The organism is Allobosea sp. TAB14 (genome assembly GCF_052113865.1).
Classification (GTDB): Bacteria; Pseudomonadota; Alphaproteobacteria; order Rhizobiales; family Beijerinckiaceae; genus Allobosea; species Allobosea spartocytisi.
In genome coordinates this window covers 1-6,430 of record NZ_JBFRDQ010000247.1, presented here as the reverse complement: position 1 = coordinate 6,430, position 6,430 = coordinate 1, and the positions used below count along the sequence as shown (strand labels likewise).

The window sequence follows — 6,430 nt, the reverse complement described above, 5'->3', positions numbered from 1 at the left end:
GTATGACGCCTTTATCTGAGCGTCGAATTGGTGTCCGTTCACGGGAAAATTTGGTCCGCAGGCTGCCAATATTATGCAAGCTGCGGTAGCTTGGAGGGGTTTTCCTGCTCTCGCAATCAAAAACCACCTCATACGAGCGTGCCTTTGGCGAAGCAGTCGCACTGGGAGATCATTGAAGCACCTCGTATTTCGGTTCACAGGCATCAAAGTCTCAAGACCGATTTCGATTCGGCTTTTTTTATCCGCTTCCGACCCATAAGAGACCTTCGATCAGTCCTTTGGAAACTGGGCGCGGCGTGTCCAGAAGCCTTGAAAGTAGCACCCGGCTAAAACCATGGCTGTAGAACTCATCATGGTCGCCTGACAGGTGGTGTCTCCAATGACGATATCGGTGCTGGCAGTCCATCTCGCCGCGATTTCTGAGCCGTGCCCGCCGTCAAAATCCACGCCCCGCAGATTGCCATCATCATCGAAACACAGAGCGATGTACTTGCCCGATCTGACCGACCCTTGGTGCTCGAAACATTTTCCAGAGACAAACCTGCCGATCTCGCTGTCTCGTGCTGTCGCCGGAGCTGCTAGGCACATGGTAAGGATCGCAAGAGATACATGTGTTGACGAGGCAAAGTGCATCTCTTGACCTTAAATGAGCCTTCGTCCGCTATCGACCCATAGCGGAAGTCTACCTAAATGCGCAATCTCGTTGATCCTGATGATCAATGCGGAAAGGCGCCGAGCCTGCTCCAAGCAGAGGTATGCATTCGCGCATCTCATCCGGTGAGTAAAATCGAAGGACCCCGCGAGGCGCATTATCGACGGTACCAATGAAATGCCAGTGTTCCGATGGGCTCCGCTGAATATCAGCATTGCTGATCATTTTTGGAGCTTGGTCTAATTGAAGAGTGACGGCGGTTGCACCTCCGCCAGGATGGGCAATTACAAGCCAATGCTCTGGGGTAATGTAAGCGCTTGCACGACTTGCCGGTCCCCAATCCTCCCACATTCGGGCCTCGAAGGCTCCATCTATGTTCGGCGCCGGCGCGGCGCTGTCTTCGTGACCTGCAACTGCTTCAGCATCTCCTGAGCCATGATTTCGGCACGCCGGACAATCTCAGCGTCCTCAGCGCGCTCCTGGCTGATGGCTAGCATCTTCTCGAGCGAGACGGCGATGCGCTCCATGATCGCGGTCAGCTTCAATTGTTCCGCCGCCATTTCCTGAAGCGGTCGCATATCCGCGATCGACAGCCCGGGGATCAATCGATCTCCGGACGGCGTTGTCGGGCTCTTCCGATCCTTCAGGTACTGGCGGATCATCACGGCGCCGATGGCAAGGCCAGCGACAAGCGTGCCGATCGCGTTCTCTGGGGTGATACCTTCAGGGAGAACCATCGGCGACGACCCTGTCCATGCTCGCGGCATCCTTGGTCGCGGCGACGATGTTCATCGCGTCGAGGACAAGAAGGCCGGGATACACAGCAAGGCCAGTCGTCGCCGCATCGGAGGCCAGCAGGCCGAAGGTGATCTGGAGCCAGAGGAAGCAGGACAGAAACGACGCCAGGGCCCGCACGTGYGGCGACCAGCGRCCRTACCAGGTGCCTGAGAACGTCCCGTTCACGACGAGTGCCAGCAACCGGAAGACCCCGATCGCGATGGCGAACCACCCCCAGGTGCTCTCCTTCATCATGGCCGCCATCTGGGCCCAKGCAGGGTTGCCGGCGAAGGTTGGAGCCGGACCGATCAATATGCAGCCCCACGCCACCATGATCCCGGCCAGAACCCATTCSGAGCGCCGRGCCGGGAAATGGTCRTGRATGCCGAGRTAGATACGGACCGGRAGCGGRTGATTGCGGTAGGGCACCGGCCTGCTCCTATCCCGCGGTGACCGAGGGGTCTTCMACCTTGYGAGCYATTTCCGGYGTGGTGCGGATCTCGGTCACCTCCGGGAGCGCGGCGGCCGATGCGACCAGGCCGGCCTTGCGGCGGACATAGAGCCCCCAGACCGTGGGGATCAGCCACATGACGAAGGCGACGACAACGGTCTGGCCCTGCGCGTCGAGGATGCCGTAGGTGCCGAGCGCGGCCGCGGCAGACTGGACGATCGTGCGGATGAGGCTGAGGATCTGTTCGTTCATGGCTCAGGCTCCTTTCTTCGCGGCTTCGATTGCCTGCAGCGCCTTCATCGTTTCGCCGATGGCGATAGCGAGATCGGCAGCGGAGCGCGGCGGTTTGGCGCAAAACTGCGCGAGCACGACCTGTCCCTGCTGCGCCGCAGCGCGCACCTTCTCCGGGGCGAACAGGTCGACGGTGAGGGCCGCCGTCTGCAGATCGGCGCAGCGGGCAGACAAGCGGTCGCTGACCTGCGCGATCTGGCTGTCCAGCGTCTGGCAGCCGGCAAGCGTCAGCGATCCCAAGGCGACAAGCGCCAAGACGACACGTTTCATGTGATGCTCCGGGGTGATGAGGATGCGGCAGGCCCGGCCGCAGCGGGATCAAAGGCGCGGCACCACATTTGCGGAGATGCCGGTCATGTAGACTGGAGTGTTCTCAGATGGCCCAACCTGCTCCACATCGGCACAAGCGAAGCACGGAGAGGCTGAGCTCAGAGGCCGTGGAATTCATGTTCGCAACGGCGCTCGTTGCGACCCAAATCACATGGATCGGTGCAATAGCGTTCTGCTTCTGGAAGGCCGTGCAACTGATCGTCAGGTGATCAGCGGCGCCCTTAGCCGCAGCGATTGCCGCCATGAACTGGCGATAGAAGCCGGCGATCTCCTCCCAGTGATCCGTGAGGTTGACCGTGCGGCGTGCGTTCTTCACGTCATCGGGGCCACCGGTCGGCAGATAGAAGGCGATGCCCTTCCCCTGCCCGTTCCAGCGGCCGTCGAGCAGCCCGGCAAACATGAGCTCGGCAGCGAACTCTGGATCGAGCGCATGATCGGGGTCAGCGGCAATGCCTTCACGGTCGTAGTTGTCGAACCAGGTCAATTGAACGATGCCACGACCATAATAGACGTGGCCCCATGGCCCTGCCGGCTTGCTGTAGCCCTTGTCGGGATAGTGCGTCGCGACATAGGCGCGGGCCGCCGCATCGGTCTTGCTGAAGCCCTCCCGCACCGGGACCATGCCGGAGCCGACCTCGCGCCGCGCCGTGGCGAGCCCATAGGCCAGCGTCTTGTCGCGGCCATCGCCAGTCTTCGCGAAGCCGTCGAGGATGCCTTCGATGCCTCGGACCTGACCGGGCGACAGCGAGGARCCGAACATCGGMGCYTTGCYYGACCGGAGATAGGCRAAGAACTTCGCSCGATCGAWGAYCGAGACGCCCWGCGSTCKTCCCGCCGTTGCTGCGTTCAGCGCTACGATCGTCTTCGGCCCCACGATCCCGTCGACATGCAGCCCATGTGACACCTGAAACGCCTGAACTGCCGCCTTCGTCGCCGGCCCCGGCTTGCCATCCACCACAAGCGAATAGCCGAGCGCTACCAGCGCCCGCTGTACTGCGGCCGTATCCATTGAGTGCTCCAGATGTAGGACAGCCACGCGGGGGCGGAGAAGTTCGGTTGCATTAAATTTGCAACAACGCGCGGATCGCCCCGGCTTGGACCCCGGGGAGCGCACGCTTGTCCTGCGGCGACTATTTATTTTGAATCACGGCCTGATTGCGGCTTGCGATTCCGGCGTTAATTCTACACACACGCGGGGCAGACTGACTTTGTAGATTAATCGGATGCCGGTGGAATTCTTTCTCAGATCGTTCAGCGATAGGCTCAATTCGGCAGGATTGCTAGCAATCGCATTACTTGCGACGTTCAGTTTTGGCCTTCTGACTTGCTGGGGCCTTAGCGGTTTGATTGTGGAACCTTCGCCAGCTAGCGTTGCTGCTGACGCGGGGTTACTCTCCACATATGCCACTTATATTAGCCCGCTCCTGGTCCGGCCTGAGCCAGTCGAAAGCGCAACTTTTGTCCTAACCGTTTTTGCTGGAGCGACCTTTATCTCGACCGCCGCATGGATGTCCGTGAGGTCAACTTTCGGCAAAAGGGCTCAGCCCGTTTTTGCGACTATGGTTGTCTGTGCAAGCGCAGGCATTTGCTTTTGGATATTCAATATCGCTTTCAGCCCTGACCCGACGCCCTTCCCGTTCGCTGGCTTTCTGGCTCCGGCAATCTCGGGTAACCCAGGCACGTTTGCCATCCTGTCAGCATTATCCGCAGGAGTCGTCGGAACCGCAGCAGCGCTTTCGAATAGAAAAGAATGGAATTTATTACCTGGATTCATCATCAGTGTAGCGCTGATTTATTTGGCCAGCTTCTCAATTCTAGGGAACGATGACTATTATGTGGTGAACACACACTATGAGGTGTTCGTATACCCTTTGATCCAGGATTGGCTCGGAGGCGGAACATATTTAGGTTCCGACGGGCAAAAATCTCAGTATGGGTTGTACCCCATCCTCCTCCGGCCAATTTGGCACGCACTCGGAGAGCCCTCGACACTAGCTATCACGAGTGTGATGGCCGCCCTGTTGTTTTCGTGTTTCGTTTTCATTCTCGCATTTTTGACACGCTTCACGAGAGACACAAGTCTTGCAGCATCTCTGACTCTCGCAGCGATAATTGGGTCGCTGCTAATATTCCCGGCTTGGCCCGTAGACCCATACTTTCAAGTATTCCCCGTGAGATTGTTATTTCCATCTCTCGCATTGGGACTTCTTTGTTGGAAGCAGACGCGGGAGCGGTTCCAGTTCTTGAGCTATCTAATGCTGTCGATAGGTCTGATCTGGAATGTTGAGAGTGGCATCGTCGGGCTTCTCACGTATTGGGTCTTTGCGGTGGCTACCGGATTTCGGCCGCAACTAAAGGCGCTATTGCTTGTCGTCGTTAGGCAATCAGGCCTCGCGGTCGCAGCCGCCACGCTCAGCCTCGCCGGTGTTCTTGCCTATTATCTCAACCGGTTCGGGGCGTTTCCGAACCTTCCTGGTGCCTTGGGAAGCATACGGGCTTTTTCCTCAGGCATTGGCGCGTGGCCAATGCCTTGGTTAGGGGCATGGGGCTTACACTGCCTCGTCTACAGCATCGCCGCCTTTGTCGGTATCCGTTCGTTATGGATCAGCACAACTACGGAAGAAAGGAATCGAGCGGCTGCGCTTTTGGCGCTGGTAGCGGCAGGAATTGTCTGGCTGAGGTATTATCAAGGCCGCAGCGTGGCTCCGCAGCTTCAGTACGTTTCTCTTCCGGCGCTATGTTGCACCGCTCTGCTCATTGACCGTGCTGTGTCTGCTGTCGGCGGGGCGCGGCGATGGGTTGCCAAAGCGATTTCCATTGCAATTGGAGCTCCACTACTCGCGTCAATCGCTATGATGTCTTTTGGCGTCAACCGTCCAGTTCGGTCACTAGAAATGCTTTCGCGAAGCTCTCACCCAGATGCGACGTGGAACCGGCCGGTCGACCGAGTAATCAAGGCATTCGAGAAGGTTAAGCAGAACGATGGCGATGACCTTCTGGTCCTTGCGCCGTATGCTCATCTAGTCAACCTTAGGCGCGGCACACCAAGCCCCATCCATTCCGCCGGAATATGCCAAATCTGGTTTGAGGCCGAACTCAAGGAGGTTCTACGAATGGTAGCCTCTCCGAATATGCGGATGGTTGTGCTTGACGATGTCCAGTGGTGTGCGCCCCTCCAAAACAATTCACTACCCGAGGAATCCCGGATCGAGCCCAGACTGTTCACACTGTTGAGAACGGAGTTTGACGAGCTATCTCCGACACCAAACTATGACAAACAACCCCCTCGGATATTCGTTCGGAAGGGCACGCCCAGAACGCAGTAGCATGGCCGATAATGCTAAAGGCGCTGCCACACAGCAGTAAATAGCGTGGAAGAGATGACCGAGCAGGAAGGCGCCATGCAGGTTTGGGTCTTCGTTATTCGACGCTAGAGCGCCGACGTCTCAGGTGAAGGCCGCGTCGATCTCGGACGCCGTCGTGATCTCGCCAGCCCCGATCGCGGCCTTGACCGCGGCGAAAGCCTGGAAGGTCCCACTTACATGCGTCTGAACCGCGTCGCTGATCGCGACCATGGCGGCTGCTTCGACAGGATAGGTCCCCCGATCCGAGCCGTGCCAGACTGTCGACCAATTGGGATCGGCCATCGCCGCGACGCGGGCTCCGGTTATCATCAGCTTGGAGCGGTCATCGGTCGCGATTGGAACGCCCTCGGCGACGATGCCGCCGAACTCCTTCTGCCAGCGTCGACCCCCAGCGTAGGCGACAAGATCGAGCTTTGGCTTTCAATCGCCGGCAGGAGCCCGGCTGCGACGATATCCCGATAGTGTTGGTTGTCTTCACTCCGGGGAACGAAGCGCAGAAAATCAGCGCCATCGGTGACTATGATCATGTCGTCCGGCCCCGACGTGATCGTCTTATCGTCAAGC

At 58.5% G+C, this 6,430-nt stretch carries 8 protein-coding genes and 1 pseudogene; 1 reads left to right on the top strand and 8 read right to left on the bottom strand.

Translation table 11 applies throughout. The features are described 5' to 3' along the window. Positions 1-1,023: 1,023 nt before the first annotated feature. From AB4Y99_RS25320 to AB4Y99_RS25295, 6 genes and pseudogenes are all read right to left on the bottom strand, one after another. Positions 1,024-1,389, bottom strand: a complete 366-nt coding sequence (locus AB4Y99_RS25320) for a hypothetical protein (RefSeq protein ID WP_441525260.1) — start codon at positions 1,387-1,389, stop codon at positions 1,024-1,026. Continuing rightward, a complete protein-coding gene (locus AB4Y99_RS25315; protein WP_441525259.1) occupies positions 1,376-1,684 on the bottom strand; it encodes a hypothetical protein in 309 nt (102 codons plus the stop codon). Before AB4Y99_RS25315 ends, AB4Y99_RS25320 begins: the two co-directional genes overlap by 14 nt. Before the next feature lie 184 nt (positions 1,685-1,868). Beyond that, positions 1,869-2,132, bottom strand: coding sequence for a Pam3-gp28 family putative phage holin (locus tag AB4Y99_RS25310; protein WP_441525258.1), 264 nt, complete (start codon positions 2,130-2,132; stop codon positions 1,869-1,871). A 3-nt stretch (positions 2,133-2,135) separates the two neighbouring features. Then, positions 2,136-2,426, bottom strand: a complete 291-nt coding sequence (locus AB4Y99_RS25305) for a hypothetical protein (RefSeq protein WP_441525257.1) — start codon at positions 2,424-2,426, stop codon at positions 2,136-2,138. Positions 2,427-2,544: 118 nt separating this feature from the next. Then, positions 2,545-3,261: a hypothetical protein gene (locus AB4Y99_RS25300; RefSeq protein WP_441525262.1), complete on the bottom strand. Its 717-nt coding sequence runs from the start codon at positions 3,259-3,261 to the stop codon at positions 2,545-2,547. A gap of 99 nt (positions 3,262-3,360) precedes the next feature. Further along, positions 3,361-3,510 (bottom strand): annotated as a pseudogene (locus AB4Y99_RS25295) (peptidoglycan-binding domain-containing protein); the annotation flags it as partial. A gap of 214 nt (positions 3,511-3,724) precedes the next feature. Between AB4Y99_RS25295 and AB4Y99_RS25290 the strand changes: the two are divergent. Beyond that, entirely contained in the window at positions 3,725-5,827 is a 2,103-nt protein-coding gene (locus AB4Y99_RS25290) for a hypothetical protein (RefSeq protein ID WP_441525256.1), read from the top strand. A gap of 120 nt (positions 5,828-5,947) precedes the next feature. Here AB4Y99_RS25290 and AB4Y99_RS25285 read toward each other — a convergent pair whose 3' ends face one another. Then, positions 5,948-6,223, bottom strand: a complete 276-nt coding sequence (locus tag AB4Y99_RS25285; protein WP_441525261.1) for a DUF4376 domain-containing protein — start codon at positions 6,221-6,223, stop codon at positions 5,948-5,950. Further along, a partial coding sequence (locus AB4Y99_RS25280) for a hypothetical protein (protein ID WP_441525255.1) occupies positions 6,175-6,430 on the bottom strand: 256 nt, incomplete at its 5' end. The genes AB4Y99_RS25285 and AB4Y99_RS25280, both read right to left, overlap by 49 nt.